General features: G+C 62.2%; 23 protein-coding genes and 1 pseudogene. 14 read left to right on the top strand and 10 right to left on the bottom strand.

Translation table 11 applies throughout. The annotated features are described in order from the left end of the window. Positions 1–7: 7 nt before the first annotated feature. Together BLIN9172_RS12010 and xseA are read right to left on the bottom strand one after the other, a co-directional pair. A complete protein-coding gene (locus BLIN9172_RS12010) occupies positions 8–247 on the bottom strand; it encodes an exodeoxyribonuclease VII small subunit (protein ID WP_101555286.1) in 240 nt (79 codons plus the stop codon). 52 nt (positions 248–299) lie between these two features. After that, entirely contained in the window at positions 300–1607 is a 1308-nt protein-coding gene (gene xseA, locus BLIN9172_RS12015; RefSeq protein WP_101555287.1) for an exodeoxyribonuclease VII large subunit, read from the bottom strand. 91 nt (positions 1608–1698) lie between these two features. Between xseA and BLIN9172_RS12020 the strand changes: the two genes are divergently transcribed. Further along, positions 1699–2715 (top strand): 4-hydroxy-3-methylbut-2-enyl diphosphate reductase, encoded by a 1017-nt coding sequence (locus tag BLIN9172_RS12020; protein WP_101555288.1) that lies wholly within the window; start codon positions 1699–1701, stop codon positions 2713–2715. 6 nt (positions 2716–2721) lie between these two features. Here BLIN9172_RS12020 and BLIN9172_RS12025 read toward each other — a convergent pair whose 3' ends face one another. Next, positions 2722–3918, bottom strand: a complete 1197-nt coding sequence (locus BLIN9172_RS12025) for a DNA recombination protein RmuC (RefSeq protein WP_101555289.1) — start codon at positions 3916–3918, stop codon at positions 2722–2724. A gap of 72 nt (positions 3919–3990) precedes the next feature. Between BLIN9172_RS12025 and ychF the strand changes: the two genes are divergently transcribed. From ychF to BLIN9172_RS12060, 5 genes are all read left to right on the top strand, one after another. Continuing rightward, positions 3991–5094, top strand: coding sequence for a redox-regulated ATPase YchF (gene ychF, locus BLIN9172_RS12030; protein WP_101555305.1), 1104 nt, complete (start codon positions 3991–3993; stop codon positions 5092–5094). Between the two features lie 88 nt (positions 5095–5182). Next, entirely contained in the window at positions 5183–5530 is a 348-nt protein-coding gene (locus tag BLIN9172_RS12035; RefSeq protein ID WP_170286904.1) for a DUF3021 family protein, read from the top strand. A 622-nt stretch (positions 5531–6152) separates the two neighbouring features. Continuing rightward, positions 6153–7700 carry a recombinase family protein gene (locus BLIN9172_RS12045; RefSeq protein WP_101555290.1) on the top strand — a complete coding sequence of 516 codons (1548 nt, stop codon included), beginning with the start codon at positions 6153–6155 and terminating at the stop codon, positions 7698–7700. A gap of 125 nt (positions 7701–7825) precedes the next feature. Further along, positions 7826–8365: an antirestriction protein ArdA gene (locus BLIN9172_RS12050; RefSeq protein WP_029152158.1), complete on the top strand. Its 540-nt coding sequence runs from the start codon at positions 7826–7828 to the stop codon at positions 8363–8365. A gap of 178 nt (positions 8366–8543) precedes the next feature. Then, positions 8544–8789, top strand: coding sequence for a hypothetical protein (locus tag BLIN9172_RS12060; protein ID WP_101555291.1), 246 nt, complete (start codon positions 8544–8546; stop codon positions 8787–8789). On the opposite strand, the gene BLIN9172_RS12065 is transcribed toward BLIN9172_RS12060, so the two are convergent. Then, on the bottom strand, positions 8777–9022 hold the full coding sequence (locus BLIN9172_RS12065; protein ID WP_051216143.1) for a helix-turn-helix domain-containing protein: 246 nt from the start codon (positions 9020–9022) through the stop codon (positions 8777–8779). The two genes, BLIN9172_RS12060 and BLIN9172_RS12065, sit on opposite strands and share 13 nt — an antisense overlap. Positions 9023–9170: 148 nt before the next feature. Between BLIN9172_RS12065 and BLIN9172_RS12070 the strand changes: the two genes are divergently transcribed. Next, positions 9171–10061 carry a hypothetical protein gene (locus BLIN9172_RS12070; RefSeq protein ID WP_029152155.1) on the top strand — a complete coding sequence of 297 codons (891 nt, stop codon included), beginning with the start codon at positions 9171–9173 and terminating at the stop codon, positions 10059–10061. 62 nt (positions 10062–10123) lie between these two features. Here BLIN9172_RS12070 and BLIN9172_RS12075 read toward each other — a convergent pair whose 3' ends face one another. From BLIN9172_RS12075 to BLIN9172_RS12085, 3 genes are all read right to left on the bottom strand, one after another. Beyond that, positions 10124–11467 carry a plasmid recombination protein gene (locus BLIN9172_RS12075; protein ID WP_029152154.1) on the bottom strand — a complete coding sequence of 448 codons (1344 nt, stop codon included), beginning with the start codon at positions 11465–11467 and terminating at the stop codon, positions 10124–10126. Between the two features lie 319 nt (positions 11468–11786). Next, entirely contained in the window at positions 11787–13232 is a 1446-nt protein-coding gene (locus tag BLIN9172_RS12080; RefSeq protein WP_240812105.1) for an RNA helicase domain-containing protein, read from the bottom strand. A 393-nt stretch (positions 13233–13625) separates the two neighbouring features. After that, entirely contained in the window at positions 13626–13931 is a 306-nt protein-coding gene (locus BLIN9172_RS12085) for a helix-turn-helix domain-containing protein (RefSeq protein WP_029152152.1), read from the bottom strand. Positions 13932–14479: 548 nt separating this feature from the next. Between BLIN9172_RS12085 and BLIN9172_RS12090 the strand changes: the two genes are divergently transcribed. Together BLIN9172_RS12090 and BLIN9172_RS12095 are read left to right on the top strand one after the other, a co-directional pair. Next, complete coding sequence (locus tag BLIN9172_RS12090) at positions 14480–15820, top strand: DUF262 domain-containing protein (protein WP_170286905.1); 1341 nt, start codon at positions 14480–14482, stop codon at positions 15818–15820. Between the two features lies 1 nt (position 15821). Next, positions 15822–17867, top strand: coding sequence for a GmrSD restriction endonuclease domain-containing protein (locus BLIN9172_RS12095; protein ID WP_101555294.1), 2046 nt, complete (start codon positions 15822–15824; stop codon positions 17865–17867). 461 nt (positions 17868–18328) lie between these two features. On the opposite strand, the gene BLIN9172_RS18850 is transcribed toward BLIN9172_RS12095, so the two are convergent. After that, positions 18329–19324, bottom strand: coding sequence for a transposase (locus tag BLIN9172_RS18850; RefSeq protein ID WP_101555295.1), 996 nt, complete (start codon positions 19322–19324; stop codon positions 18329–18331). A gap of 185 nt (positions 19325–19509) precedes the next feature. Next, positions 19510–20906, bottom strand: a pseudogene (locus tag BLIN9172_RS12105) (IS1380 family transposase). A 188-nt stretch (positions 20907–21094) separates the two neighbouring features. Between BLIN9172_RS12105 and BLIN9172_RS12110 the strand changes: the two are divergent. The 4 genes from BLIN9172_RS12110 to BLIN9172_RS12125 all read left to right on the top strand — a co-directional run bounded on the left by BLIN9172_RS12110 (position 21095) and on the right by BLIN9172_RS12125 (position 23987). Further along, on the top strand, positions 21095–21289 hold the full coding sequence (locus BLIN9172_RS12110; protein WP_240812106.1) for a helix-turn-helix domain-containing protein: 195 nt from the start codon (positions 21095–21097) through the stop codon (positions 21287–21289). A 705-nt stretch (positions 21290–21994) separates the two neighbouring features. Beyond that, positions 21995–22693, top strand: coding sequence for an adenylate/guanylate cyclase domain-containing protein (locus tag BLIN9172_RS12115; RefSeq protein ID WP_101555297.1), 699 nt, complete (start codon positions 21995–21997; stop codon positions 22691–22693). Next, complete coding sequence (locus BLIN9172_RS12120; protein WP_101555298.1) at positions 22693–23433, top strand: adenylate/guanylate cyclase domain-containing protein; 741 nt, start codon at positions 22693–22695, stop codon at positions 23431–23433. Before BLIN9172_RS12115 ends, BLIN9172_RS12120 begins: the two co-directional genes overlap by 1 nt. 17 nt (positions 23434–23450) lie before the next feature. Then, complete coding sequence (locus BLIN9172_RS12125) at positions 23451–23987, top strand: Pycsar system effector family protein (protein ID WP_180956972.1); 537 nt, start codon at positions 23451–23453, stop codon at positions 23985–23987. Positions 23988–24142: 155 nt separating this feature from the next. Here BLIN9172_RS12125 and BLIN9172_RS18150 read toward each other — a convergent pair whose 3' ends face one another. After that, positions 24143–24727 (bottom strand): hypothetical protein, encoded by a 585-nt coding sequence (locus BLIN9172_RS18150; protein WP_170286906.1) that lies wholly within the window; start codon positions 24725–24727, stop codon positions 24143–24145. Positions 24728–24780: 53 nt separating this feature from the next. On the opposite strand from BLIN9172_RS18150, the gene BLIN9172_RS12135 reads away from it, so the two are divergent. Then, positions 24781–26068, top strand: a protein-coding gene (locus BLIN9172_RS12135; protein ID WP_101555307.1) for an IS3 family transposase whose coding sequence is annotated in 2 segments (ribosomal slippage) — positions 24781–25043 and positions 25042–26068 — 1290 coding nt in all. Because the reading frame shifts where the segments join, the coding sequence is not laid out codon by codon here. Positions 26069–26646: the final 578 nt, after the last annotated feature.

Below are 26646 nucleotides of genomic sequence, written 5' to 3' on the forward strand. Positions count from 1 at the left end.
CGGAGTTCTACTCGGCGTCGTCCGAAGTCTCCTCACGAGCCTTGTCGAGGCGTTCGCGTGCCCCATTGAGCCATGATTGGCACCGGTCGGCCAGAGCCTCGCCTCGTTCCCACAGCTGCAGCGACTCTTCGAGCGGCAGATTGCCGGTCTCCAGACGTTTGACTGTCATGACGAGTTCTTCGCGTGCCTGCTCGTAGCTGAGGGTGCTGATATCGGGCTGATCCTGTTGGGTGGTCGGTTCGGTCATCGGTGTCTCCTTCGCAGAGTGAGTGGAATGTGGGCGGAGTGTGGAGCTGTGGTCATCCGTCGGTCGTCGAATCGTCCGTTTCCGGTGAGACGTCGGTGATCGCGGCATCGAATCGACCATGGGCGACCCGGACGTGGACGGTGTCGCCGGTCGTGACCTCGTCGGCATTGCGGACGGCCTGTCCCTCGTCGGTCTGAACCACGGCGTATCCGCGCTCCAGCGTCCGCAGGGGAGAGAGGGACTGGGCCTGGGAACGGAGGTGCTGGATCTCGTTCTGGGCCTGGACGACCGATGCGTTCGTCGCCTGCAGGCTGCGACGGCGGATCATCGCCAGTTCGTTCTCGTGAGCGGTGATCATCGTCTGCGGTTCGGCGAGCACCGGGCGCGAACGCACGGCGGTGAGCATCTCCTGTTCGCGGTCGAGAATGCGATTGACAGCGGCCTCGAGCTCGGCTCGGGCGCGCAGCAGATTCATGCCTTCTTCGGCGACATCCGGCACGATCCTCTTTGCCGCATCCGTGGGCGTCGATGCCCGCAAGTCTGCGACCTCATCGAGGATCGGCCGGTCGGCTTCGTGTCCGATCGCCGAGACCACCGGTGTCTGGGCTGCAGACACAGCGCGGACGAGCGCTTCGTTGGAGAACGGCAGGAGGTCTTCCATGCTGCCGCCGCCGCGGGCGATGACGATGACATCGATCTGCGGGTCCGCGTCGAGTTCAGCGAGGTTCTTCATCACGCCGGGGACGGCGTCCGGGCCCTGAACCGCACAGTTGCGGACTTCGAATTCGGCGGCAGGCCAGCGCAGGTGCACGTTGCGGATGACGTCTTTCTGCGCATCAGAATCCCGTCCGGTGATCAGACCGATCCGGTTCGGCAGGAACGGCAGGCGCAGCTTCCGACTGGGGTCGAAGAGCCCTTCGGCACCCAACTGCTTCTTCAGTCGTTCGAGGCGGGCGAGGAGTTCGCCGAGTCCGACGGCACGGATGTCGTTGGCTCGCATCGTCAGTCGACCGGTCTTCGTCCAGAAGTCGGCTTTGAGGTTGGCGACGACATGGCTGCCCTCGGTCAGAGGCGCCCCGGTGCGGTCGAGTACGTTCTTCCAGACCTGGACCGGCAGGGACATCTCGACGTCGGTGTCACGCAGAGTCAGGTAGCTGGCCTTGCCGCGATGATTGAGCTCGACGACCTGCCCTTCGATCCACACGCTCGACATGCGATCGATATAGGACTTCATCTTCGACGACAGCAGACTCAGCGGCCACGGATTCTCCGCCGTGGTCTCTGCTGCGGTGGCGGCGAGCTCCTTCGGCTCGACGGATTCGCCGAGCGTGCCGGGCGTGCCGGAAATTCTTTGCGCCATCTAAGTCCCCTTCCGAATCCCCAGCCTAACGAACAGCTCTGACACAGCCCATTCCTGGCCGCCGTAGAGGCCTCCGGCTTAGACTGAACGGGTGACTGTCGTTTCAGTACCTGCCCCGACCATTCCGCGCCGGCGTCTGACACCAGGCGAGATCCGCACTCCGGTCAATGCTGACAAGAGAGTGCTGCTGGCCGCGCCGCGCGGCTACTGTGCCGGTGTCGACCGGGCCGTCATCGCCGTCGAACGCGCGCTCGAGCATTATGGTGCACCGATCTACGTCCGCAAGGAGATCGTGCACAATCGCCACGTCGTCGAGACCCTGTCCGAACGCGGAGCCGTCTTCGTCGATGACACCGCTGAGGTCCCGGAAGGCGCTCGAGTCGTGTTCTCCGCCCATGGAGTCTCACCGGCCGTCCATGCCGAGGCGGCTGAACGTTCGCTGTCGACGATCGATGCGACCTGCCCGTTGGTGACCAAAGTCCACAAGGAGGCCATCCGGTTCGCCCGGGACGGCTTCCGCATTCTCCTCGTCGGCCATGCCGGACACGAAGAGGTCGAAGGGACCATGGGAGAGGCCCCGGACCACATCACTCTGGTACAGAGCCCCGAGGAGGCGCGCACCATCGAGGTGCCTGACGCCGAGAAGCTGGTGTGGATCTCCCAGACGACATTGAGCGTGGACGAGACGATGGAGACCGTCGAGATCCTGCGTGAGCGCTTTCCGCATCTGCAGAACCCACCCAGCGATGACATCTGCTACGCCACACAGAACCGACAGGTTGCAGTGAGGAAGATCGGGCCCGAAGCGGATCTGGTCATCGTCGTCGGGTCGGCGAACTCCTCGAACTCCGTCCGCCTCGTCGAGGTTGCCCTCGAACATGGGGCGAAGGCAGCTCACCGTGTCGATTTTGCTCGTGAGATCGACGAGACCTGGTTCCACGACGTCGTCACCGTCGGAGTCACCTCCGGGGCGAGCGTTCCCGAGAACCTCGTCCAAGACGTGTTGCACTTGCTGGCTGACTACGGTTTCGACACGGTCGAAGAAGTCGTCACCGCCGAAGAGGACCTCATCTTCTCCCTGCCGAAGGAACTGCGCAAACTCGGCTGACGACCCTCAGTCCGTCCCCGTCTGCCGATCACGCAGATGAGTCGGACCGCGATCATCGAAGTCCATGGCTCGCGGCCGACTGAGCTCCTCGGCGCTGACGCCCCGAGCGCGAGTATCGAGTTCGGCCACGGCATCGAGCTCATCGGCGACGATGCCGGTCGACGGCAACTTCCTCGCGGTGACGAGGAACCGGGACTCCAAGGACGAGACGAACCGGTTGTAGTCCTCGACCGACCGATCCAGACTGGCACCCATCCGAGACACATGAGACACCAGCGTGCCGACGCGTTCGTAGAGTTCCGTGCCCAGCCGCAGCACTTCGGCCGCCGAGGTGGACATATCGGCCTGCCGCCAGTTGAGTGCCACGGTCTTCAGCAGCACCAGCAGAGTCGCCGGTGAGGCGAGGACGACGTTCTTGCCCAGCGCATGGTCGATCATCTTCGGGTAGCTCGCCGCAGCGGCCGAGAGCAGCCCGTCGGTGGGGACGAAGCAGACGACGAAGTCAGGGGAGGAGTCGAACGCCTTCCAATACTCCTTCGACGCCAGAGCATCGACGTGGCGCAGCAGCGCACGGGCATGATCCTGGCCATCTGTACCCGAGCCGGGCGCCTCGGCGGAGTCCCCGTTCATCCGTGCCGACAGCGGGGTCTTCGCATCGATGACGATCGTGCCGTCGCCGGGCAGATGGACGACCATATCGGGGCGGTGGCGCTTACCGTCCCGGTCGGCACTGACCTGCGTGTCGAAGTCGACGTGGGGGAGGAGGCCGGCATATTCGACGATGCGTTTGAGCTGGACCTCGCCCCAGTCTCCGCGGTGCGTCGTCGAGTTCAGTGCGTTGGCCAGGGACCCGGTGGATTCCTGGAGGCGGAGGTTCTGTTGGCTGAGGTGCCCGATCTGGGAGTTCAGTCGGGTGATCTGTTCGATCTGAGTGCGGTCCTGGGTGTGCAGGTTCTCCTGCAGGTTCTTCACACTCGCGGCCAACGGTCCGATGGCCGCAGTGATCTCACCGGCCATCTGCGCATCGGCCTCGAGGTCTTCTGTGCGCTGAGACAGGATACGGGACGTGGTTTCCGCGCGGGCGAGTCTTTCGAGGTAACGGGACCGCGTGAGGCTGCGCCCGAGGAGGAATCCGAGGGCGGTGGCGAGGACGATCGCCACGATGAAGCCGATGATGACTGCGGCAGCGGGGAAAGCATTCATGGTCCCAGGGTGACAGAGGGCACTGACACGAGAATTCGAGGACCACCTCGGCGACGGCTAGACTTGGATACCGTGGCTTTGACTATTGGAATCGTGGGACTGCCCAATGTCGGCAAGTCGACCATGTTTAACGCACTGACCAAGAACCAAGTTCTCGCGGCGAACTACCCGTTCGCGACGATCGAGCCGAACGTGGGCGTAGTCCCTCTGCCGGACGAGCGACTCACGCGACTGGCGGAGATCTTCTCCTCCGAACGCATCCTCAATGCCACCGTCGACTTCGTCGACATCGCCGGAATCGTGCGCGGCGCCTCCGAAGGGGAAGGCCTGGGCAACCAGTTCCTCGCCAATATCCGCGAGGCCGATGCCATCTGCCAGGTGATCCGTGGATTCGTCGACGACGATGTCGTCCACGTCGACGGCAAGATCAGCCCAGCCGATGACATCGATACGATCAATACCGAGCTCATCCTCGCTGACCTGCAGACTCTCGAGAAGGCACGGCCGCGGATCGAGAAGGAAGTCAAGGGCAAGCGCGCTCCTGCCGAGCAGCTGACCGCGATCGATGCCGCCACCGAGATCCTCGAAGGCGGGCGGACGCTCTACCAGGCGATGCAGGCCGAGAACTTCGATGTCAGTGCGCTGCGCGAGTTGCAGCTGATGACGGTCAAGCCCTTCCTCTACGTGTTCAATGTCGACGACGAGGTGCTCGCAGACGAGGATAAGAAGAACGAGATGCGGGCACTAGTGGCTCCCGTCGAGGCGATCTTCCTCGACGCGAAGTTCGAGTCCGAACTCGCCGAACTCGACGAGGAAGAGGCCCGCGAGATGCTCGAATCGACGGGTCAGGAGGAGAGCGGTCTCGATCAGCTCGCCCGAGTCGGCTTCGATACCCTGGGTCTGCAGACCTATCTGACGGCCGGGCCCAAGGAATCCCGTGCGTGGACGATTCCGAAGGGAGCCACCGCCCCCGAGGCGGCCGGAGTCATCCATACCGACTTCCAGAAGGGCTTCATCAAGGCCGAGATCGTGTCCTTCGATGATCTCGATGCGAACGGTTCGATGGCTGCCGCGAAGTCCGCCGGCAAGGTCCGGATGGAAGGCAAGGACTACATCATGGTCGACGGGGACGTGGTCGAGTTTAGGACAGGACTTACATCTGGAGGTAAGAAGTAGCATGCCTGGATTAGCTCCGACGACGCTCCCTTCTGTGCAGCCGGTGGGCGGCTTCATTCACGGGCAGGCCGCGGCTAGAATCACAGGTATGAGACAAACGCGGCCGTTCGCTATTTCAGGCGTAATAACGGGCACAGTCATGGTGGCAATCTCATTCTTCATCGAGGATGCCGCCCAATCGAAGAGCACGTTGGTTGCGGGGCTTATTGCGGCGGTCACCATTGCTGCGATACCGATTTACGATATCAACTCGTGGTCTCTCACGAAACGCTCACTCGTACATTTTCTTGCGATGCTCGCAACCGTATTTCCGCTACTTCTCTTCAGCGAATGGTTCACTCTGCCAGTGGCCATCAGTGTGTTTTTACTGTTCGGCATCGTTGGCTGGACAATCGGCTACGTCGTCTACCGGGTTCAGGAGAAGAAGCAGGCATAGAGCTGACCCTCAGGGGTAGAATAAGACCGCGCACACGCGCACGATCACGGGTAAGTGCGTTTGGGGCACCTCGGCTAGCCAACAACCCACGTAATGCGCGTTCGCCCACGTGCCGGGGTGAACCCGGGCTGGCTCTACCTGTGTTTCGCCAGCTGGCAGGTACAGGCTCAGGTGAAGGCGCAATCGTGCGGCTCAGTGGTCGACGCCGTTTACCCGGGCGACCTGGACGACGTGATCCTCCCGCCGATCGATGAAGTCCGTGGAGACGCTGCGTACCAGTGCTGGAAGGACTTCGCCGAGGCTAACCGGTTGGAGGCCAACGCAATAGACCGGCTTGAGAGTTCAATGTTGGCGAGCGTAGAGGCTTCATAAGCCCCACTCAGCAGGCACGAGTTCGGCTAGTCAACGGGCCCCGAGCATGCCTGCGCCGGCCGTGTGCCACCCGCGAGCCAATTCTGGCCGGTCTGGCCGTTCATGGACCGCTGACTTCTTATGGTGACGCCGCCGAAAGTAGTATTGCCACGCCTGCAGCCCAACGGCGTGATCCTTCCGAGATTGTAGGAGGGGAGCGCATATTCCTGTGTCCCGAACACTGCTTACGTGATGCTGTTATGGTGCACGTATGAGCAGCGCACCCCGCAAGGCAGCCATCTACCTCCGTATCTCTCAGGACCGCGAGATGGATGGGCTCGCCATCGAACGCCAGCGCGAGGATTGTGAGAACCTCGCTCGGTTCCGGCGCTGGGAGATCGTCGAGACCTATGTGGACCAGTCGAAGAGCGCTACCGACCGGTCCGCGATCCGTCCGGACTACGACCGCATGGTCGCCGACTACCTGGTCGGACGGTTCGACGCCATCATCTGCTACGACCTCGACAGGCTCACCCGGCAGCCGCGGCAGCTGGAGGACTGGATCGACGCCGCCGAGCTTCGCGGCCTCGCCCTCGTAACGGCCAACGGCGACGCGGACCTCTCCACCGACGGCGGTCGCATGTACGCACGCATCAAGGCCGCCGTGGCGCGCGCCGAGATGGAGCGCAAGAGCGCCCGTCAGTCTGCGGCGCAGAGACAGCGCGCTATGCAGGGGCGTGCCCCGAAGGGCATGCGTCCGCTTGGTTATGCCGTCGACGGCAGTGTGATGCCTGATGAAGCCGTGGTCGTGAAAGCGATCTATGCCCTGTTCTCGAGGATCGAAAACCCTGAGTCGCTACGCTCGCTCGCCCGGGCGCTCAGTGGTACCGAGAAGATCAAAGGGCTCTCTGCCCTTCCCAAGCACACGCACACAGTCAGCGTCGAGCGCGCCGCCGCCCGCGAGGAGCAGGGCCTCGACCCCCGACCGATCGTCGAAGACGGTCCGTGGTCGCCTTCGACCGTGCTCGGCATCCTGCGCAACCCGCGTTATGCGGCGCTGAGCACTTACACGCCGAAGTTCGCCCAGGCGGACGGGAAGCGTCGCCGGATGTGGAAGGCACAAATCCTCCGCGACGACGCCGGAGAGCCGATCCGGGGCCAGTGGGAGCGGATCGTCGATGACGAAACCTGGTGGAAGGTCCAGGAGATTCTCGACGACAAGAAGCGCGTGACCAACACCAGTGGTGCAACCAAACGCAAGCGCCTCGGGAGTGGACTGTACCGCTGTGGTGTCGTCGTCTCTGTGACTGGAGAGGTCTGCGGCAAGAAAGTCACAGGCGCACCACGCGGGTACACGTGCCCAGGTCACTTGGTCCGCTCTGGTCCCGCCATAGACGAGTACGTCACGAAGGCAATCAGCGCCCGTCTCGCCATGGATGACGCGGCGGAGAAGATCCTCAAGCCCAAGGACAGCTCACAGACCGAGGCCCTCGACGCTGCGATCAGCGACCAACGAGCCAGGATCAGTCGTGCGCAGCACGACTACGACGAGGAGATCATCGAGGGGCGCGACCTCAAGCGCGTGCGCGACGCCGCCGAGGAGCGCATACAGGAGCTGGAGGCCCAAAAGGCACTGCGGGGACGCGCTGGTGTGCTGCGACCAATCCTCGACACCGATGACCCGCCAGGCGCGTTCAGAGGCGCATCGCTTGAGATCCGACGTCAAGTGATCGACGCGCTGGTTACTGTCACGGTGTTTCCACAGCCCAGAGGGCGCAAAGGGTTCGATCCAGCATCGGTCGAGATCGTGTCGAAGTAGGCCGCGGTCCGCGAAGCGGACCCGGGAGGTCTCCCGAGAGCGGCTGACGCGGCATAAGCGCGTCATTTCACTAGAGCCTGACTGCCAGTCGCGCCACCGCTCTCCTCGACACAGAGGAGACCGCTATGACAAGGAGCTTCGACACTACACCCCGCGTTTGGATCGGCTGCCTCCAGTGCTACAACGAAGGGAATCTCGTTGGTGACTGGCACAACGCAACTGATGCAGATGAGATCACGACATCGCAGCTGCACGGACGCGCAATCGACCCTGGTACCCACGAAGAACTCTGGTGCCTCGATCATGAGAACCTACCCATCACAGCGGAGTGCTCACCTCGTGACGCCGCCGAGCTGGCCCGCACCCTCGAAGACGTGCCTGAACGTGAGAGGCCCGCTCTCAATGCCTGGGTCCTGTCCGGCGACTACATCGAAGACGGGGACGGGCTGCCGAGCATCAGCGACTTTGAAGAACGTTACTGCGGGGAATGGTCATCATTTCGCGAGTACGCCGAGCAACTCGTCGAAGACAGCGGCCTGCTGGCCGACGTGCCCGAGGAGGTAGCCCGCTACTTCGACTGGGAGGCATGGACCCGCGACCTCATATACGACTACGCGGTCATGGACGACGGCTCCCACGGCGCCTACGTCTTCCGGAGCCTGTGATGTCGGACAACGAACTGACGCTCTGCCTGTGCTTCGAATGCTCGCCACCCGAGTTCACGGACCGCGCTTATGTCGTCGTACCCGACCGAGGAATGTGGCGCGTCCACACCTGCCCTACCCACGGCCCGGTCTCCGTGGCGGAGGTCCCCGTGAAGCCGGTCAGCACTCAAGAGGAGGAATGAAGATGTCCGCAGAGAGCAATGCCCGTGACCACATCCACGCATTCCGGTGGTGGGTGGGCAACCCCGAGATGACTCGCGCCGAAGCAGAGCTGCGGGACCTCGCCGCACTGCGCGAAGCGGTGGAGTACGAGATCGCCATGCACGCTCACCAGGTCGCCACATACGAGGGCATCTCCTGGGCAACTGTCGCTGATGCCCTCAGCATCAGTCCCGCTGCTGCCCGCCGTCGCTATAAGCGCTGAGTCGTGGTCGAGGCGTCGACGCCGACCGTGAGCAACGCGACGCTGTCCACACGAAGGGCCTCGGCAAGAGCGTCGATCGAGTCGAGCGTGAGGTTGCGCTCGCCCCGTTCGATGCCCGCGAGATAGCGCGGCGTCACATCGAGATCTTCAGCCAGCTTCTCTTGGGTAAGCCCTCTCGACACGCGCAGGGCGCGGAGGTTCCGGCCCAGGCGGTGTTTGAGGGATTCCTTCACCCTTCAAGCCTCAAAGAAGGAAGCGAAGAGTACCAGGTACTCATCGCTTCCACTAGGATTAGTGGCTAGACCAGGACATGTGCACAGAGAGGAACGCGCCTACCCGCGCAAGCGAACGATGAAGAGAACACTGCACCGACCAGCGGCAATGATCGCCGCGGCGATCCTCGGCCTCACCCTTGTGGGATGCGGCTCCGACCCGGCGGAGACGCCTGACAACGAGACCGGGGGTGACACCGCTGCCAGCGTCTACGAGTTTCAGACCAACGGCATCGAGCCGTCGAACGAAGTGACCGTCCGCACACCCGACGACCTCCGAGAGGTCATGGGCGCAGACGCTAACAATCTCGTCATTGACCAGATCGTTGTGACCGGCCACGACCTTGGCGGCGCGCAGGTCTGCGCGGCTGACTTGGCGATCACGTACATGGACGGTCAGCCCGATGGCCTCGTGTCGGCAGGATCAGACGCCGGTCAGCGGTCGCAGGCGGAGGACGCACTTCTGGAACGCTCCGAAGCATCTTCGATCGAAGAGATTGTCGCCGAGGTCGATGGGCTCATCGCCGACGGCGAAGAGCGCGGTCTCACGGCCCAGCAAATCGGAGACCGAATCGAGATGTTCGCCGGGATCCAGGGCACCTTCTACACCGACGGTGCGACCGGCCAAGAAGTGGTGGATGGCTACCTCAGCGGCGGCAGTGAAGGCGAGTCGACGAACGCGGGGATCATCGCCAAGGCGCTGGGACTCACTTCCAGCAAGGAACCCAACGCGCTATCCGACTTCGACGAGTCCGCACCCGAGGCGGGCACGTACATTGCCGCTGACTTCTCGACCCTCACCGTGGTAGGCGACTGCGCCGCCTCCGCGACCGACCCGGACAACGCGATTGAGTTGGAGCTACCCTTGGTTGACGCCGACGGAAAGAGCGACACCACCGCGACCGTCCAGCTGTCGGTGATGGCCGACGGCACCATCGGGGTGGCAGGTGAGGTCAAGGACTACATGCGCGACGCCAACGACAACTGGATCGCGAGCTGACCGCTCCTCACTCGACGCAGAACCCAGCAGCTTGATGGCTGCGGGGTTCTGCGTTTCCAAAGCTATGCCTGCCCACCAAACTGGTGGCCCGCATCCTGCTCCGGCTCCTCTGTGCTGATCTCGGTCGCCAGGTCTCGGATGAGGCGCGACTGTGCAGCGACAGTGCGCTCCTTCCACTTCTCGAAGCTCGGGCCCCGGTACGTTCCGAGCCCGTCAGTCGTGCGCCGCTGATGCTTCTTGAACTCGCTCTTTGCGTGCTGCTCGAACCGATCAAACAGCGTCGTGCCGTCCTTGAACTTCGTCCCCTTGAGGAAGCGTGTCATTACTGCCGACTGCGCAGCGAGAAGATCCTTGCGCACGTCCTCGTAGCTCGGGTGGGATGGCGGAGGCCCAGCCTCCCGCAGTTCGCGCTCAATCTCATCGTGCAGCGCGTGCAGATGCACTTCCCGTGCCCTCGCAGCGGCCCTCGCCTCTTCAGCATCCATGCGAGTCTGTTCAGCTGCGTGACGAGCCTGTGCAGTATCACGCTCGGCCAATTCACGACCTTCGGCGTACCCATCCGTCTTCGCCTTGCTGCGCAGCTTCGGGAGATCGGCCCGCTCAGCCTGGAGGGCATCGCGTTCGGTCTTGGCAGCCTGGCAGTCTTCCCACGCCTTCTTGCTGTTGCGTTCTGTGTCGGCCAGATGCGCGGCAGCCTTCTCCGCGGTGCGCTTGGTGCGCACCGCGCGAGCCTGAAACTCACTACTCGACAGATGCTCGGTCGAGCGCTCGGTCACGGCATGCTCGACTTCATACCCGATCTTCTCCATGTGGGCACGAAGCTCACGATGCTGACGCTTGAGATCGCCCGGACCCTTGAAGAAGTCCTTCTGCGACAAACGACCATCCTGGGTCACCGGCGTGATCATGACCTGCAGCTGCGGTGAGTGCTCATCGAGGTGGATCGAGCCACCTACGACATTGGCCTGTCCGAACTCGGCACTTGCCCAGTTGAGCGCAGCGATCGTGAGGCGGCCAGCCTCCTCGTTCAGACCCTCGTTCCTCCACTCAGGACAGTGATCTTCGAACCACGATGGATCGAGCTGCAGCACGATCCCGCGCATAACCACTGCATCCTTGCGCAGAGACTTGTGTACGGTGGCGAGCCGCGTGTTCAGGTACTCCTCCAACTCGTTGGACGGAGGGTCGCCATCGACCGACTGCACCGACCGGTAGCTGCCACCGCGATCGTTGACGAACGACATATTCAGGTGTGTTCTACTCGTATCGATGTTCGTGTTCGCGTGCTTGAACGAGTACCCGGCAGCCTCATCGGCCTCCCGTGCGATGTGTCGCATGAAACCCTGCACATGCCCTCCCGCGCGACCCACCTTGTGGCTCGCGTCATACGTCATCGTGTAACTCATGCTGATCTCCTCTCGACCTGTTCCAGGGAAGCACCGCCTGTTGACGCTGCTTCCCCGGAGCCCCCGGCGGCTCTCCCGAGGGGCCTTCCAGATCGGAGGTCCCCGCTCCTCCACACCCGGGACCCTGCGCCCGTGTGTGGAGCCTCTGCGGCAACCTCCGATCCGGAAGGTGTAGCCCCATACACTTCGACCGTCGCTTCGCGAGTCGAAGTTCCTGGGGCCCTCCGGGGGCCTCGGTCCTGACGGACCTCGATGCAGCGATCCGCCGTCGCCCCACCTGGGCGACGACGAATCGACTGCAAGGTCGCGGCGACCGCACTCATGCCGTACCCCCGGTGGTGAGCGCCAACGGCACGTCACGGCTGTGCTCGGCGAGCCCATCCAGCAACTCGTCGACAGCAGCGCCAGCGTCGTGAGCGCCACCGCCTGCCGGGCCGTAGCTCAGCGACAACACCTCGAAGCTGGTGTAGCCACTTGCCTGCTTCGTTGAGATGGCGCGCTTGTACGGATCGCCCTTGACTACGGGCTGCACCAGGTACCGGAGAATGTCATCCTCCCGGAAGACCCGCACCACCGACTGCAAGCGGCGGATGAACTGATCGAGCGCTTCATCGACATTGCCCTTCTGACGGGCAAAAAAGAAGAACTCGACCGGCTCGATGGTCGCAGTGATCACGATGAGCCTGGGAGCGACCTCACCCTTGTTCTTGTACCGCGCCCGAGCAGGCGAGGCATTGTGCGGATCGAGCAGAAGTAGCCAGTCGTTGGCATCCATAGCCGAGGCCCGCAGATCATCAAGCAGCATGATCTCCTCGCCCCGCCAGTCATCGAGCGGGTTTGTTGTCGCGGCACGGTAGACCTGCCACCGCTCCCCGTGTCCCTTGGCGCACGAGATCGCCTCCTGGATGAACGCGTTCGCGAACCTGGTCTTGCCGACCCCGGCCTCGCCATGGATGAAGACGACCTGGGTCGAAAAAGCACCGGCACGCAGCTTCGCCGCCGCACGGTAAGCACGGCGCTGCCCGTAGGCCGACAACGCATCATCGATCTCCCGCTGATGCCGTGAATAGATATCGAAGTACTCATCGGTGAGCATGATCTGGTCACGCGTGAGTTCACCCTGGAGCACCATCTCCCGGAACGGCTCGAACTCCAGCTTCGCCCGCTTCGCCTTGACATGAGCGCGGCCCTTCCGCCACGCCGGATACCGCTCGCGGTACACCTGCTGATATTCCATGCCCCGTACCGAGGCGACCTGCTCCGGCGGGTACTGGAACTTGTCGGGGTACTTCACGTGCGTGAGATAGGCCAAGCCGTTGTCGTGCTGCTGGGTGATCTTCTTGCCGCAGACCTCGACAGGCGCACCGCCGCGCGACTTGTCGAGTTCAACGTACTGGACCTCGACTCCCAGAATCGCGGCCAGCTTCTCGACCGCTGCCGAGGTTTCGCGACTCTTGAACTTCAACAGCAGATGCAGGTGCAGGTACTTCGGCACCTCGACCATCGAAGCGGTCGCATCATCCCAGCCCAGCTGAGTATCGTCACCGTGCAGGATGCAGTGAGCCTCTTCGATCACGAGACCGACAGATTCCAGCAGCACGACCAAGTACTGCGAGAACGACGCGGCAGCCGCACGTAGCGCATCGACGCGCGAAGGATCATCCTTCGGGCGACCGTTCGCTGCGTGCGCCTGCTCCAACAGGCCGGCGAACACCGGATCAGTCGAGTGCTGCCAGCACTCGGGCTTGATCTGCTGCACCAGCATGACCAGAGTCGGGTTCGCTGCCTTACGCGCCATAGCGATCACCCCGGAGCCGGGGAGCATCGGCGCTCGCAGGCAGACCGATGTACCCCCGATGTTCCCCCCGCTGTACCCCAGACGGTGAGGTGCCATGAACGGCTGCTCCACGCGGCGGGATCGGCGGGAACACGCTGGTTGCGGCAAGGCGCGGCGAATCTACAAGCCCTTCGCCGCGCCCGTAGGTGGAGTGTTCCTGCTTAAGCTCCACAGAACTCTTAGTCGCAGAGATATCCCACAGCACATCGTTCCCGGTATGTTCCTCACTGGCACCCCAACCGCACTGGCTGCGGCGCTGGGTAAGCACGCGATAACAGGGCTCGCGGTGGACGCCGCCCACGACGGATGCCTGTGCAGTACTCACTTGGCACCGCCAAGGAGAGCGCGCAGACGGCGGACCTGTTCATCCGACAACGGGGGAGCAGACGCTACGATCCGCTCGACGGCGGACTCGATGGACTCGAAGCCGCTGGCGCGTGTCGGTACAGCGAGCGCATCGAGATCAGTGCGTAGGACCTTGACACGGCCGCCGACCTTGACAGCGGGCAGCCTGCCATCGGCGATGTATCGACGAAGCGTTTGATACGCGCCATACCCGAGCTGGACAGCCTCAGTCAGGCTGATGTAGTGGGACAGGTTTGACTTGGGAGGAGTGGTGTACCCCATGAGAACTCCAGACAGAAATATCTGTCCGGAGACGGGGGGAATAGTTGTCCGGCTACTTTCCCGGTCGCCGTGCGCGATGCTCCACTGGGCCCTTCCGGACCTCCGTGCCTTACGGGAGAAGTCACTCCCTGCCGGGTCGTCTAAATCTGAATCTCGACGTGGTTCCCGGTGCTACCCGGTGCTGACTACGCGCTGCTCGACACAGCCCACGTGGGGTGATCCCCCTTCGTTGATCTTGCTCTCGCGATCTCAGAAGGCTTGTCGCGATCCTATCCGACCTGTCAAGCAAGGTCAAGCCCGAGCATTCGAGACGGTAGTGCTGTCCGGAACGTGGTGGAGTTCCGGTTTAATGTGTAGTCGAGTTCCGGTCTAACCTAAGGGGGCTCAGTGATCCAGCTCTGGAGTGTTATCGCAGTTGCGATCTTGACCGTTTTGTCGTTGTTGCCCGCACACCATGCTCCTGCATGCACTCCAGCACTGACTGCACGGTGCAATTTCGGATCCCGACCCCTGGTACAGCGTCCTACCTATCGATTACCGTCGACACCATGACGATCAACACCGAGATGCTGCAGTTCGTCTCCGTCGACGAACTGCTCGGCACTCAAGGTCCCGACCTGCGCATACCGGATTTCCAGCGCCCGTACTCCTGGTCCCCACGCATCGCGGCACAGCTGTTCACGGATGTCGCGGAGGCTCTCGATAGCAGGCCGGAGCATTCGTACATCATGGGCACCGTCATCCTCCTGAGGCGTCCCCAGGAGTCGCATTTCGAGGTGGTCGATGGACAGCAGAGAATCCTGACCCTCCATCTGCTGCGGGCGCTTCTGCGCGGCCAGAGAATCCCCCATCTCCAATCAGGGGACACCCCGATCCACCACGTCCATCAGGAACTCTCGCGACGGGTCGCCGACCTCGAACGTTCTCCGGGGCGCCTCGACAGGTACCGGGAATTCCTCGACGCCAAAGCCAAAGTTCTGAAGATCGTCACCGATGACGAGGATGAGGCATTCCAGTTCTTCGACTCGCAGAACTTCCGAGGCAAATCACTGCGCCCGCACGACCTGCTCAAGGCCTTCCACCTGCGCGAAATGGCAGATGCCAGCACTGCCGAGCAGCGCGCCGTGGTCGAGCAATGGGAGAAGGCCGACGAGAACGAGCTGGACCGGCTCTTCGGCACCTACCTGGCCCGCATCCACTGGTGGAGCCGCAACATGCCAGCGCATGCATATACCACCGATGACCTCGACCTCTTCAAGGGAGTCGGCAGATCCACTCGCCGCCTGCCGGGGGCCGAATACCATCGCGCTGCCAAGGCGGTGCTTCCCGGCCTGCAGGAGTGGTCCTATCCTGATGCCGACTCGGTGACCCGCAGAGATCTCAAGCGGGCCCAGCACCAGCTCGATGCTCCGGTCGCTGCGGGTAAGTCCTTCTTCGACTACGCCGCGTTCATGCTCGAGGAGTATGAGCGGCTGGACGAGGAACTCTTCTCCGACGCCAACACAGCCGGCCTCACGACTGCGGATCGCACGGTCTTCCACGACGGGGCGCGATTCAGGTACTGCCGGGAGCTGTACGTCGCCGCGGTCCTGTACTACACGAACAAGTACTCCGAGGCCGATATGCCGCAGGTACGACGCCACCTCTTCCGCTGGGCATACTCCCTCCGCTTGGCGTACGAGCGTCTGGGCTGGAGAACCACGGACAACTACGCACGAGGGATCAGCACCAATATGGACGGCCTGAACAAGGTGAACCTGTTCTCCGCCATCCGCGACAGTCTCGATCCGCGGGAGATCGAGCTGGAGAACATGAGCGCCCCGCGCACGGCGCGGACTGACAACCCGGAGGATGCACGGCTCCTCACCCTGCTGAAGGAGTCCCGCTGAGATGACACAGACCATCGCTCAGGATGACGTCCAGGCCATCCCCGTCGGGCAGCTCTTCAGCCCGGACGCTCCCAGCTATTCGATTCCCCTCTACCAGCGCAATTACACCTGGGGCGAGGAGCAGATACACCGCCTGATCCGCGACGTCTTCGACGAGGCCGAGCAGGAGGAGGCCAAGGACTACTTCCTTGGCAACCTCGTGGTCGCCCCTCCGCAACGGGCCGATGAGCCGCTCGACGTGATCGACGGACAGCAGCGCCTGACCACCTTGTATATCCTGCTGGTCAAGCTCTCTTCCCGGCCGGGTCTGAAGGACCGCATCGGTCCGCTTCGGCCGCTCACCTACGAGGCTCGGGAGAAGGCCACCCGCGCTCTCCGCGGCGTCGCCGATACGATCGATGAGCCGGCGGAGGATGAGAAGGATCGAGAGGACTCCGGCATCCTCCGCGCATCGATGATTATCGAACAGCTACTGGACGGCGGGGCCGACGGTGACCGTTTACAGACTCCCCAGGTGATCGACTATCTGCTCACCAGGGTCCTCGTCGTCCGCATGCCGATCGACCGGAGCACCGATCTGAATCGGTACTTCGAGATCATGAATACGCGCGGTGCGCAGCTCAGTCCCGTGGACATCGTCAAGGCGCGACTCCTCCGATACCTGTCTGACCCCCTCGATCGCGCCCTGCTGAACCGCGTCTGGACAGCATGCTCCGACATGGAGCACTACGTGGGGATGAGCGCCACTGCCGGAAACACCTCCCAACGCGCAGAAGTCTTCGGCCCCGACTGGGACCAGATGCCGACAGCAGATTTCTCCCGCTTGCGTGCACAACTCATCGACACCACCTCCGAAGCGGCCTCGCCCGCCGCCGACGACGCTTCGAACACACCCGAATCCACCGCGCTGACCCTCGACGATGCGGTGACTGCCTACTCCCAGACCACGGTCAGGACCGAGTCGGAAGATGCCGACGGCGGCGAGCGATTCACATCGCAGATCACGTTCCCGACTCTGCTGCTGCAGGTTCTCGCGGTGGAGGGAGCAGGCAGGGGCTCCGCACGGGAGGATGATCGTCAGCTCGACGACAAACTGCTAGTGCAGCGCTTCTCTGCACGCGTCGATTCACTACCGCCGCCGGAGCGGATTGACTGGGTGCGCAAGTTCACCACGGACCTGCTGCGCATCCGCTACCTGTTCGATCATTTCATTCTCAAGCGTGATGCGACGCTGACCACCGGGCACGAATCCACCACGGACGAGGAACCTGGCAGCTGGTCGTTGTACCGGCTCGCGCGAGGATCGTCCCGTCGCGGCAACAACGGGCAGGACACTCCCCGGTACCCCTCGACCTTCGCCGCTGACGAATCCGGTGCCGGCCCGCGCAGCCTGCACCGACGGATCCTGCTGCTGCAGTCGGCGCTGCGCATCACCTACACCTCCCCGCGCACGATGCACTGGATGACCGATGCACTTCGCTACGTCACCGAGCTCACCGATCACGATGAGCCGATCACAGCTCAGGGCTTCCTCCACTGTCTCGAGTCCCATGCCCACGAGCGCCTGCGCGAGGCGGTGACCCCGGACCCGGACAAGGAGGAGACCGGCCCGGATGGGATGGCGCTCGGCTTCGCCATCCCGCGCATCGTGTTCACGTACCTGGACTACCTGCTGGTGGAGGAGATGAACCAATGGGACTTCACCTTCAGCTACCGCACCTCCGTGGAGCACTTCTCCCCGGGCACCGAGGACATCGAGCACTCCTCCTTCGCATACCGCCTGGAGGATCCGCACCTTCTCGACTGGTTCGGGAACTTGGCGCTGGTCACTGTGAGCACCAACTCGAAGTTCAGCAACTACCTCCCTGCGCAGAAGGCGAACAACCACGATGCTCGCCGGCAGAGCCTGAAGCTCGAGCTGATGGCACGGCGGGCGGAGACCGGGAGTTGGAACGACGCAGATGTGCGCACTCATCATGAGGAGATGGTGGAGTTGTTGCGCCGGGCGCTTGCAGGAGAGCGAGCGCGATCAGTTTCTGACATCTGATCGCCCCCTGTCCCCGTGAGAAGTACGTCAGGTCGAAGAATGGAAACGGGGTCTGGACCGAGCAACGGCATTGGGTGCCGCTCGGGGATGATGTGGAGCGGTGGGTCGAGAGGTTATTCGGCTACGGAACGTGGTGGAATTTAGGTTCAACGTGTAAAAACCCCGTAATACCAGGGGTTTTGGTTCACCAGCTCTCGCCGAAGATCAGGGCTCGCATTCCGATCTAATGTTTCGAACGGGCCAGGAACCTGACTTGCGGGTGTTCTTGGGCGTGTGGCGGCTCGGTCCTGAACATCAAACTCGACTGGGTGGATTGCGCGACTGCGCTGGATGATCGGTGCGCGCGCACACGCTGACACTCTTCGAGGCATGACTCGGGTTCACGCATGCTGTACTGCCGGACCGATCTCCTGACTCATAAATCGGCCTGTCTCAATATTCGGTGGCCAGCAGCCAGAAGCTCACGGTGTCGGGTCAGCGCTGAGCAAGCCGTCGTCTTCGCTCGGTGAGAGCAGCCAGAGAACCTGGTCCCAGTTCCCGTCCGCCATCCACTGGCGGTACCGCCTTGTTGCGGTCCTCCGCGCCCCGAATGTGGATGGCAGCTCGCGCCAGGGGGTGCTCGTGGCGTCGCGATACAAGATCGCATTCACGACCGTGCGAGCGTCCGCACTTGGTCGTCCTCGACGAGGATGGTCGTCGGGGTGCACGATGCTACTGATCGCTCTCCACTGCTCGTCGGTGAGTAGTCGATAGACCTCTGTGACGCTGACCGCGTCAGCAACGTCCGTGCCCGTCGATCCACCAGGGGTAGCCTCCACGACACCGCGCGTGGTGTCGCACACCGGACACCGCGCCGCCTTCGGTGCGTTGACTCTGTCTCCGGTGATAACGGACATCACGTGGCCGCAGGTCAGGTTCAGCTGCCACGCGGCACGGTGAGCCGTGGGCCGGCGCAACAGTGTCTGCAACGTGTGGACTTGGAATGGACTCAAGGGTGGGGGAGGGCAGCACTGATGGCAATGGTCCAAGCTGCAGCCCACCATGCTCCAGAACCCGAGGCTGCAGCCCTCGTGCTTTCCGCGGAACGCAGCGTTGTCGACGTTAGTCCCAGTGTTTTTGCGCTCGCAGTTGTCCTCGGGTAGATCGTCCAGTAGCCGACGCCCGCATGCTCGACAGGGTTCGCCGGAGGCGAAGGCTCCGTATGGCTGGTAGATGCCTTCGTCGGTCCACTCCTGGCGCTTCACCTCGAATATGGATTCCCACGTTTCAAGGAGCAGCGCCAGCGATCGCGGTGTTCGCTGGACAGTGGAGTTGCCACATCCTGGTCGCCCGCAGCGGGCTGTCGTGATTTCGGCATCGTGACGTTCTCCCTCGCGTCGGCTTCGTAGCCGCCGCGAGGTGTCGTGTGTAGCCTCTTCGACAGCAGTAACTGGAAGCGATACCTTCCTGGAAGTCATGACTACCAGCCTTAACCTTGATCCACCGATCCACCTGGCGGCAAGGGCCAAGACCCGATTCGAGCATGAGCGCGATGAGTGAGTAGGAGGTGTCGTCCCGGCCTCCCACCGGTCTGATTCCACTTCGAGTTTTCAGGGGTTTCCTCCATGACCCCAGACTTCGCGCCCCAGCAAGGGCTTGACGGTCAGGTCGAGACTGTCCCAGGTGGACTCAACGTGGTCTGCCACAACCGGAGAATTCATCCGCCCAGGGCCAGGCCGTGGGCAGATGCAGGATCAGTTTCCTGGCTCGGTGAGCAACCCGGGCGGGGACCTGGATGATCCTGGTCCGCAGTGTTTGCGCCCGAGCCTTGCCCATCCTGCCCCCGATCAGTCCGGCGGTTGTCCGCAACAGATTATGGGTGATCGCCGCGGTCGCCAGCCACGCGGCATTGGCGGTGAACACCCCCGACGGCATGTGCGCCAGGGCACCGTTTTTGAGCTCCGCATTGACCTGTTCGATGATCGCGTGTTTCCGGTGCACCTGATCAGCAAGAACAGTGCCGAAACGATCCTTGTCCAGGGTGGTGAAGAACGCATGATACCGGAACAGGTCGAACAGCGGATCCTGCCCGGCAGCACGCTTCTTCTCGCTCAGTTCCGGGACTCGGCGCACGATCAAACGCCCCGACACCTGCAGTGATTTCTTCTTCGAGGTGAACGCGGTGAAGGGGATTTCAGCGACTTCAGCCTTGCTGATCCAGATCCCGGAGTCTTCGTCGTAGATCGCATCGGGGTACTCGATTCCAGTCCACGCATCGTCAGCAATAGAAGAGATCGCTGCTTTCACTTTCTTGTCCATACGCACCGTGACCGACACATCGGCCCCGGCAGCCCGGCCGGCTTTGGCCACCGTCGACGAGTAGTACGCGGAATCAGCGCGCAGAAGAACAGGAGCCCCTGCTGAGTTGATTCGGGTGGTGGCGGCCAGAGCGTCGGAGACGAACTTGTCAGCACCCCGAGCTGAGGATGTCGAGCCTTTCCGCAGACGCTGACCAACGATGACCTGGCCGGATTCGCTGGTCGAGGCGGTGGCCAGGAGAGCATTGAGGCCACGGCTGCCCTGGTAGCCGAATCCGGCTCCTTGTTTCCTGGCGGAGTGAACGTCGATGACGGTGTCATCGATGTCGACGAACACTATCGATGACTGTCCGGACTCTGTGCCGATGGGCAGGAGCGGAGTGTGCTGGTTGAGATTAGCCAGGAGCCGGGTGCTGATGGCGTCGAGCTGTCTGACGTGACCGAAGGCGAACGAGCGCAGGAACGACCCCAGAGTGGAGGGGGCGTAGACGCGGTCGAAGAGATGTTTCATGCCGCCGTGGCGCAGCATGTTCATGTCATCGATCGAGTCAGCACCGGCGGCCATTCCCGCGATGAGGGTGGCCAGTTTCGCGCCCGGGTTCGCACCTTTGTCGGCCCCGGTGGTGGTCACGGTCAGACGCTCGTTGGCGAGATCGAACAGGCCTGCATTCTGGGCTAGTCGCATGATCGGGACGAGCCCAGTGGCAGCGGTGAGGTTGGCGTCGTCGAAGGAGTAGGACACGGCGGCGGGTGTGTGATTGAATAGCACCTCGGAGGTGCCCCTTTCTGGGTGGGAAATGTTGACGTTAGACATCACCATTTTCCCAGTCCAGGAGGGGTATTTCCATTTCACACGCGGTATCGCACCGTTACCCGCGCGTCGGTGGATCAAGGCTTAAGGCTGGTTGGAGGGGAGAAACGCTTAAAACGGTGCTCGGATCACAAGTGCGCGATCTGCGCCTCGCGCGTCAGCTGTCGCAGGAAGGTCTCGCCGAGCAGCTCGGAGTGTCGACTCGATACCTCGCCGGCATCGAACGCGGAGAGCGCAACCTCACCTTGGACTCGGTCGAGGCCCTTGCTGAGCAGCTAGGCGTTGAGGCTCGAGCGTTACTCATTCGTCCGTGAACCCTGTGCGTGAGAGTCGCAATCGCAACGGCTCGGTGGACCCTCGGGACGTGACCGTCCAGGCTCAGCGTTGAGGGGGTTGGGAGTAGCGCTGTCTCGCTCCTTGCAGACGAGGCGGCCTCGCGCGGAAAGAACTCGACGTCCGGCTGCCGAGAGAGGGAGCAGTACGACGGGAACGCCACTCGCGAGAAAGCACCTTGCTCCGCTACAGGAGACAACGTCGATCGCCGGCAGAGGCAACCGCTCGTTGGGCGGCGATGGTGGACCGATCAGGCAGGATGAAGCGCGGGAGATGCTGGCATGGAGCTTCCGTATCGAGCGCTCAAGGCGAGTGTCGGTCAACTGGCATGTGAGAATCAGAAATGTTGGCTACGGGCGCGGCATTGAGTCCGGTTTCGGACAGTCTCGTATTACGCGGGATGAAATTTGAGAGGACTCGTGGTCATGGCTTTGTGGCGTCACCAGGACAAAGCGGTGAAAACTCTGGATCGCTATCTTCGGCGGGCCGACTCTCGCACCGGTGCGGCGCTCATCACAAGGCCTACGGGGACGGGCAAGTCTGCGGTGATTGCGTCTCGTTTCGCTCGCGGATCGCAGCTCGCGCCCCCATCGTCAGCGCGCGCGGCACTACTCCGATTACTGCGAGTCGACTTCGATGTCCGAGGCCCCTGCTAAGCTGGCGCTCCAACCCGTGAGGAGTGCTCGTTGTACCCGACTATAGAAACGTCCGTAGGCGACATCTTCGCTGCCGCGTGGAACATCTCAAATGGCACCGTCGTTCCAAAGACCGAAGACGTGGTGATGAAGAATGGAGGCCGGCTCGTTGATGCGACCTATCTCTACGCAGATCTCGCCGGTTCAACCAAGCTCGCGCACACTCTGAAGAAAGAGGCATCGGCTACAATCATTCGCGCTTACATCAACTCGGCATCGCGGATCCTTCGACACTGCGGCGGTAATATTCGCAGCTTTGATGGGGATCGAGTTATGGCGATCTTTATGGGCTCGGACAAGAACGTAAAGGCCGTGAGAGCCGCGCTTGGCATCAACTGGGCGGTGTATCACGTGATACAACCGGCGATCGAGGCCAAATGGACAGACGTGTCTCAGAGCTACACAATCAATCACGGTGTCGGCATCGATACAGGCGAAGCGCTCATCGTTCGTGGTGGTGTTCGAGACAACAATGACCTGATCTCAATTGGTGACGCGCCCAACGATGCAGCTCGATTGAGCGAACATCGCACATGGAACACAAACATCACGAAACCCGTCTACGACGATCTTGACGAAAGCACTCGTCTCCTCGCGGACGGCAGGAATTTTTGGACGTCGTCTAACGGAATTGCCGCACTGGGAAACTACACAACGCTTTACCATTCTGACGCGTCGTGGGAGATCTGATGGCGAAGACTGACACAGATATCGAGAATCAGATTTCCACGATCCTCAATGAGGAATGGAACATTCGAGAAAGCAACGAAGTCCCATCCACCGACTCGGTTACCCATAAGAATGGCGCGGTCAAGATTGATGCCGCGTTTCTATACGCGGATCTAGCGGAATCTACGGGCCTGCAGAAGGGCTACAAGAACACCTTTGCCGCCAAAGCGATCCGCATGTACCTCGGTGGAGCTTCAGAGATCATTCGCCACTATGGCGGGCACATCAAGAGCTTTGACGGAGACCGTGTGATGGGGGTCTTCGCAGGCAACCGGAAACGCAACAATGCCGTGCTCGCTGCGTTCGCTATCAATTGGATGGTCCAGCGGGTCATTGCTCCTCAAGTCAAGGCTCGCCATGACGCAAACGGAACTAGCGTGTGGGTGCCGCGGCATGGGATCGGCATCGATAGCGGTGAGACATTCGTTGCGCGCGCAGGTGTTCGCAACAAGGCGAACGAACACAATCACAACGACCTTGTTTTCGTCGGACAGGCTCCAAATGTTGCAGCCAAGTTGAGCGCAATCAGAGAGTCCGCCTCGATAATCGTTACCAAGAACGTCTATGGCTACCTCGACGCAGCGCAGAAGAAGAAGTTGGCGTCCGACGATAACCCTTGGCGCGGCCCTTTCGGGACAACGGTTGGTCCGTACAAGATCGACCTCTTCAAGACGAGCTACTGGCGTTCGCTAGACGCTTGAGGATTTGGACTAATCACGTGCGAAGAAAGAGCGACCCGGTAAGTGCACCGGACAACTCGAAAGCGATTGACGCTGCGTGGCGCATACACGCTGCTCAAGTCGACTGGACGGGAAAAGTCGATGCCAAGGCGGCTTTTGCCTTCGCGATAGAGTCAGCAGCTCTTGCGACAGTCATTGGGCTGTCTGCAACCGGGCGCATGTTCTCAGAGTTCGGGAACTGTTTCCTCTCAACGCTGTACTACGCCGGACTGTTCGGACTTCTCGTGTCGATCGCCTTTGCCGCATTGGTTGTGTTCCCTCGACTAAGGGGAAGGCACACGAAGGCGGAGTCAGCGAACAACTTCATCTATTTCGGCCACGCACGCCATTGGGACGCTTCTGTGCTGAAGACTGCACTGGCCGAGGTGGACCTTCTCGATCAGCTGAGTCGACAGATCGTCGTGATGGCAACTATCGCGTGGACGAAGCACAGGCGCGTGCAGTGGTCAGTGGGCTCAGCAGTCGCTGCGGCTGTTCTATTAGTAATCTGCGGGATCCTCGTCAGAATCCACTAAACGGTCACGGCATGTACGAACTTTCTGTGCATTTATCAGTTCTAAACGGGCCTTTTGCGTCCTAAAGCGAGGCGATCAATTCGGGGCTGCTGCACGGTTAGGTGACACCTGATCTGGCTAGCCCGAAGGGCTGGCCTGGAACGACGTCATCATGCCTAAGTCCTATCCGCGAGAGTTCCGTGATGACGTGGTGCGCGTCGTGCGCAACCGTGAGCCCGGTGTGACGCGTAGTGAAGCCGTGGAGTTGCGGCAAGCACATCAAAGGATTCGACTGCAGGCGGCATGGCCGCAATGTGTTCGAGGATGCCATTGACACCATTCGGGAGTGGTTCGGGAGCAGCTCGAGGGCTCGACGTTGGCTCGATCGTCTGTCCGGGGTACAGCTGGACGGGATTCACGTCTTCGATCCACTTAGCGGTCCCTTCGACACCCCATTCGATGATCGCGATGGCATCGGCCTCCACGTTCCACACCTCGTTCAGACGCTGACGATCGGGCCAGTCGTAGAGCACGCGCTGGCCGTCGTACAGGCCGCCGGTGTGTCCGCGCCATGCATAATGATGCACCCGAGGGTGCGAGATCAGTCGGCTGATGCACGTGCTCTCGACAGCACGCCGCGGGGTCACGATGACCACCGGGCCACCGTCCTGCGCCAGCAACCAGTTCACAGCGCGCAGGTTTTGTGCTTCGCGCGAATCGTCCTCGCCAAGTCGCGATACCGCGGTGGGAACGTCACCCATGAACCGCCCCAGGTTTGATGCCGCTGCTGTTTAAGTTCGGAAGGATGGACAGCATGCCGAAGAAGATCGATCCCCAGCTGCGCGCGAGGTGCGTGCGGCTCGTGCGGGACCACGCCCAGGAGTACCCCACCTTGACCGCGGCGACGGCCGCGGTCGCTCGCCAGGAAGGTGTCTCACGTGAGTCCGTGCGGCGCTGGCTGGCGCAGGCCGAGGTCGACGACGGGACCCGGCCCGGCGTCACGAGAGAGGAGTCCGTCGAGGTGAAGCGGCTGAAGGCGGAGGTCAAGCGGCTGCGTGAGGACAACGAGATCCTGCGCCGGCCTCGATTTTCTTCGCGGGGGAGCTCGACCCCCGCAACCGCTGATCCTCGCGTTCATCGACGAGATGAGGGCCGAGGGCTACGCAGTCGAGTCGATCCTCTGCGTCCTGCGCCAGCAGGGCTTGGGGATCGCTGCACGGACCTACCGGGCCTGGAAGAGGCCGGCCCGCATCGCTGCCAGGACGGTCACAGACGCGCTGGTCGAGGACAAGATCCGCGACCTGGCCTGGAGGTTCAACGAGGCCACCGGGCGGATGCAGATGACGCCGGAGGGCCTGTACGGGCGGCGGAAGTGGGTTGCCCTGCTCCGCCGCCAAGACGGCCTCGCCGCCACCTCCCGCGGAGCAGTGGACCGGGCCATGCGCACCCTCGGCCTCGAGGGTGTTCGCCGGGCGAAGAAGCTGCGCACCACCATCCCCGACCCCGACGGGAAACGTGCCGGTGACCTGCTGAACCGCGACTTCACCGCGTCCGCGCCGAACCTGGTGTGGGTCACAGATTTCACGTACGTGAGGACCTGGGCGGGCTTCGTCTACGTCGCGTTCGTCCTGGACGTGTTCGCCCAGCGGATCGTGGGCTGGCACGCCAGCTCCAGCATGCGCACCGACCTGGTCATGACCCCATTACGGATAGCTCTGTGGCAGCGCGACCGCGACGGAAACCCCGTCTCACCTGGCGATTTAATCCACCACAGCGATGCCGGGTCCCAGTACACATCTATCCGATACACCGAGCATCTCGACCTCGAGGGCATCGCGCCGTCGATCGGTACCGTCGGCGACGCTTACGATAACGCGCTCATGGAGACCGTGAACGGCCTGTTCAAGACCGAGTGCATCCGCACCACCGTCTTCCATCCTGGACCCTTCAGGACGCTCTCGGACGTCGAGTACGCGACGGCCGGCTGGGTCGACTGGTACAACAATCGGCGCCTCCACGGCTCCCTCGGGATGCTCACCCCGATAGAGTTCGAGACGCTCCACTACGAGGCCCTCAACCGAGAGCCCGAACCCGCAAAGTAGCGGCAGAGAACCCGGGGCGGTTCAGTTTCACGATTCGGCCGAATGAGGTCAGTGCGTGACGTCAGCACTGTCCGAAATGTGGTCGAATTTAGATTTAATGTCTAGTTAGGGCCTCTGACCAGGGGTTTTATCTTCTCGGCCTCCGGTTGGGTTCGATGGACAGGTTCCGCTTTACCATCAGGTGCTAAGCGTTTGTCCCGCTGACCTGGGACTTTGATCGGTCTCTGCGGAGCTCTCGCAGAGGCCGATTCTCGTTGTCGCGTTGCGGTAGCGTCTCTGGCGAGTGGCTTCGGCTGGGCAGTTCTGCGGCGGGTTCAAGTTGTTCGACCCGCGATCTCGCGGAAGGTGCGCTGACTCAAAAATCTGTCTGACTCATAAGTCGGTTATCCAACAACGCTTTGGTTCACTGGGGCAGGTCTCGATCCGCTAGAGTGCGAGTGATTTCGTCCCGCTAGTGTCCTGCGCCGTAAATTCGTGTAAGAAGTTGTAGAATGGAGTATGCCTCGCACCGGTCGTCCGAAAGCTGAACTGATCCTCACCGATGAAGAACACCAGACGTTGACTCGCTGGTCCCGTCG

The sequence above is a fragment of the Brevibacterium linens ATCC 9172 genome, assembly GCF_900169165.1.
GTDB classification, from domain to species: Bacteria; Actinomycetota; Actinomycetes; order Actinomycetales; family Brevibacteriaceae; genus Brevibacterium; species Brevibacterium linens.

Coding starts and splice junctions, on each gene's coding strand:
- BLIN9172_RS12080 (WP_240812105.1), bottom strand. CDS start 13,232: ATGCTGGTGCAGCAGATCAAGCCCGAGTGCTGGCAGCACTCGACTGAT.
- BLIN9172_RS12085 (WP_029152152.1), bottom strand. CDS start 13,931: ATGGGGTACACCACTCCTCCCAAGTCAAACCTGTCCCACTACATCAGC.
- BLIN9172_RS12120 (WP_101555298.1), top strand. CDS start 22,693: ATGGCGAAGACTGACACAGATATCGAGAATCAGATTTCCACGATCCTC.
- xseA (WP_101555287.1), bottom strand. CDS start 1,607: ATGGCGCAAAGAATTTCCGGCACGCCCGGCACGCTCGGCGAATCCGTC.
- BLIN9172_RS12025 (WP_101555289.1), bottom strand. CDS start 3,918: ATGAATGCTTTCCCCGCTGCCGCAGTCATCATCGGCTTCATCGTGGCG.
- BLIN9172_RS12045 (WP_101555290.1), top strand. CDS start 6,153: ATGAGCAGCGCACCCCGCAAGGCAGCCATCTACCTCCGTATCTCTCAG.
- BLIN9172_RS12095 (WP_101555294.1), top strand. CDS start 15,822: ATGACACAGACCATCGCTCAGGATGACGTCCAGGCCATCCCCGTCGGG.
- BLIN9172_RS18850 (WP_101555295.1), bottom strand. CDS start 19,324: ATGACTTCCAGGAAGGTATCGCTTCCAGTTACTGCTGTCGAAGAGGCT.
- BLIN9172_RS18150 (WP_170286906.1), bottom strand. CDS start 24,727: ATGGGTGACGTTCCCACCGCGGTATCGCGACTTGGCGAGGACGATTCG.
- BLIN9172_RS12090 (WP_170286905.1), top strand. CDS start 14,480: ATGACGATCAACACCGAGATGCTGCAGTTCGTCTCCGTCGACGAACTG.
- BLIN9172_RS12070 (WP_029152155.1), top strand. CDS start 9,171: ATGATCGCCGCGGCGATCCTCGGCCTCACCCTTGTGGGATGCGGCTCC.
- BLIN9172_RS12060 (WP_101555291.1), top strand. CDS start 8,544: ATGAAGATGTCCGCAGAGAGCAATGCCCGTGACCACATCCACGCATTC.
- BLIN9172_RS12050 (WP_029152158.1), top strand. CDS start 7,826: ATGACAAGGAGCTTCGACACTACACCCCGCGTTTGGATCGGCTGCCTC.
- BLIN9172_RS12075 (WP_029152154.1), bottom strand. CDS start 11,467: ATGAGTTACACGATGACGTATGACGCGAGCCACAAGGTGGGTCGCGCG.
- BLIN9172_RS12035 (WP_170286904.1), top strand. CDS start 5,183: ATGAGACAAACGCGGCCGTTCGCTATTTCAGGCGTAATAACGGGCACA.
- BLIN9172_RS12010 (WP_101555286.1), bottom strand. CDS start 247: ATGACCGAACCGACCACCCAACAGGATCAGCCCGATATCAGCACCCTC.